This window comes from Candidatus Neomarinimicrobiota bacterium, from assembly GCA_041862535.1.
GTDB lineage: Bacteria > Fidelibacterota > Marinisomatia > SCGC-AAA003-L08 > TS1B11.
The window spans coordinates 1-3,261 of record JBGVTM010000347.1 but is presented as its reverse complement, the minus strand read 5'-3'; the positions used below and the strand labels follow the sequence as shown (position 1 = coordinate 3,261).

Below are 3,261 nucleotides of genomic sequence, written 5' to 3'. Positions count from 1 at the left end.
GGATCGACCTCCTCCAGGCTGCGAGCGTAGGCGACGGCGGCCGCCAGGTCCTCCAGCTGGTGCGGGATCGAGAGCAGCTGCCGCGGCTCGCCCCCGCTCGCGCCGAAGAACCGGTAGTCGAAGGTGAGCACCGCGTAGCCGGCTTCGGTGTATCGAATTGCGTAGGGCTCCAGCAGGAAATCCTTGGTGCCTCCGAGGCCGTGTGCCATAACGATGCCGGGGACCGGGGCCGTGACATCCTCGGGCAGATAGAGCCAGGCGCTGATGGATGTTCCGTTGACCTCAAAACGCACGTCTTTGCGCGTCGCGGGTGGGGGCGCGTCCAGATGAGGGGCCTGCCTCGGCGCCTTCTTGATGGGCTGCCTGGGCACCTTGAATCCAGGGGAAAAGGTCACGACAGATAGAAAGACGAAGAGCACCCCAACGGTGGCACCGATGACAATGCCGATATAGTCAAGAACACTCATGTTTTTTCCTTCTCTCGGGTGAGCAGTCCGTACCACAGCAGGGTCCGGAGCTGCTGCTGAGATTTATCAGGCGCCGGCGTCGGTGAAGCCGAACGGCTGACGCTACGGAGAAATTCCTCATGGGGCCTCAAGCTATAATCCCGGAAGCTAATAGCCGGGCGTGCCCCCTACTTCAGCAGCACTCCCGCTTTCTGTCCCGCCGTTGGCCCTACTGCTAGCAGGACTTTTGGCCCCGCTTTCAGCGGGACTGATGGCGGGATTTATGATGGGACTAAGCTAACGCTTATTTTAATAGCAGCATCTTGATGGACTTGCTGTACTCCGGCGTAGCACGGCGTAGCCGGGCAATGTAGATGCCGGAGGGGAACTCCTGACCGTTTCATTGAACTTCATGGTGCCCTGGTTCTATGTAACCATCCACTAGTCTTGCCACTCGGTCTATCAATTAGCGTGGGAGTCTTCGAGAAAAGGCTTCCAGTACAAATTACTTAACACGCTGTAAAATATCAAGCTTATCACGGAAAATCTCAAGAAGCTGCACTTCATTACACAGGTAGGGAATATTATCGAGGAAGCATAGCGGGAGGAGTCCGCTGCTGAATCGCGCCGCAGGCGGGGCTAACATGGGAATAGGCCCGTTTGCTGGCGTCGGGATCAGGTATGAGGAGAACCGCCCCGGCGAACGGGTTGCTCACCAGGGCGGTTCGGTCAGTGATGGTGGGCAGAGGAGTCTGCTACCCTCCCGTTGGGGGTTCAGCTCATTATTCTTGTTCGATCAGATTTGGTTTGCCAAAGCCGAGATCCTTGAGTGGTTCCAGCTGGGTTTTGGCGTCGCCCACCACCAGGTAGACCATGCGGTCGGCGGGGAGGTACTGCCGGGCCAGCTGCCGGTGGCGCTCCAGGGTCAGCTCCTGGACGACCTGCTCCCGGTCCTTGATATAGTCGTCCGGGAGGCCGTAGCGGGCCATGTCGTCCAGCATGCCCATGAGGGCGCCCAGGGTCTCGAAGCTCCGGGCGTTGGACTTGATCAGAGCGTCCTTGGTGAACTGGAGGTCCTCCGGGGGGATGCCCTGGGTGTATTTGGCCATCTCGTCCCGGATGATGGTCATGGACTCCAGGGTGGCAGCGGTATGAACGGAGGTCGAGGCGGCGAAGGTGCCGGGATAGTGGCCACCGGCGAAACCTGACCGTGCCCCATAGGTGTAGCCCTTCTCCTCTCGGAGGATCATGTTGAGCCGGGCGTTGAAGGCGCCACCCAGCTTGTAGTTCATCACCTCGGCGGGGTAGTAATCGGGATCGGTGTAGGGCAGGCCCAGATAGCCGACGCGCAGCTGCGACTGCTTGGCGCCGGGGACGTCCACGAAGTATACCGTGCTCTTTTTGATGGCCGGCGGCTCGGGCTGCTCGGGGAAAATTACCTCCTTCAGCGGCCATTTCTCCTCCAGGGACTGGAAGGTCGCCAGCGCCTGGTCTCTGGTTACGTTGCCCACGACCACGATGTGGACCAGCGCGGGTGAGAAATTGGCCTGGTAGTAGGCCTTCAGGTCTTCGATGGTGATGGCTTCCACGGTTTCGGTGTGCCCGATGAGGGGGTGGCCCAGGATATGGTCTTCACCATAGACCAGCCGGTTGAAGGTGTTGGTGGCGATGGATTGGGGGTCAGCTCCGGCGCGATGGATGTCTTCCAGCGTCTGGTCCTTGATGCGGGCGTACTCCTTCGCGTCCCAGCGGGGCTCCAGGAGGATTTCCTCCACCAGGGCGTAGGTTCTCTCGAAGTTCCGCGTCAGGGTGTTGGCGCGGACGGTGATGGACTCCCGGCCGGTGTACATGTCAACTCTGGAGCCCAGTTCGTCAATGGCTTCTTCCAGCTCGAGGGGGGTCTTGGTCTGGGTCCCTTCCATCATGATGTCGGTTATCATGTTTGCCACGCCGACTTTATCCGGCAGATCAAGCAGCTGGCCGCCCTTGAGCACCAGCGAAAACTGCACCAGCGGCAGCTCGTCGTGCTGGATGCCGAAAATGCGGATGCCGTTGTTCAGTTCGTGCCGCCAGACGGTGGGCAGGGAGAGCAGGGGCTGGGGCCCGAAGGGGGGCTTGACGGCGCGGTCTATGCTGGAGGGGGTTTTCTCAATCATCGCCTCGGCAGCCGGGGTGGCTGCGGGCTTCTCGGCGGGGGCTTCAGCCATAATAACGTCTTCGACAACCGGGAAGCGCTCCGAGCCGCCGGCAACCAGTTCCGCCTGTCCCTTGGGCACGAAGCTGGTGAGCACGTAAGGCTTGCCCTTGAGATAAGTGTTGTACACCCGCATGACGTCTTCTTTAGTGACAGCCAGGTAGTTCTGGATATACTCCACAAGGAAGTCGGGGGAGCCGAAGTATTCGTTATAACGGGCCAGTTGGAAGGCTTTGCCCAGGATGCTGGCAATACTGTTGTAGAAGACGGTCTCGGTCTGGGCCTTGATCCGGGCCAGGTCACGGTCGGTGAAGCCTTCGGTTTCGAAGCGCTCGAAGGCTTCCTGGATGGCTTTTTCCACGTCCGTCAGGCTGATATCGGGGAAGGTCCGGATGCGGAAGTGGAAGGCGCCGGTAATCTCCATGCTTTCCTGGTAGCCCGAGATGCTCGGGGCCAGTTTTTTCTCTTCCACAATCACCTTGTAAAGCGGGGCCTTCTTACCATCCGTCAAGAGGTCGGCCAGGATATCCAGGGCATAGGCGTCCTTATGTCCTTCCTGAACGGTGGGGAAGACCATGTTAAGTTCGGGGGACTTGGCGAAGTTGTCTTCGTGGAAGGCGC

The 3,261-nt window shown here is 59.7% G+C and carries 2 protein-coding genes; both read right to left on the bottom strand.

Going from position 1 to position 3,261, the window contains the following annotated elements:
- On the bottom strand, positions 1–467 hold a 467-nt coding region (locus ACETWG_12500), incomplete at its 3' end, for an alpha/beta hydrolase (protein ID MFB0517408.1).
- A 761-nt stretch (positions 468–1,228) separates the two neighbouring features.
- A partial coding sequence (locus ACETWG_12495; protein MFB0517407.1) for a M16 family metallopeptidase occupies positions 1,229–3,261 on the bottom strand: 2,033 nt, incomplete at its 5' end.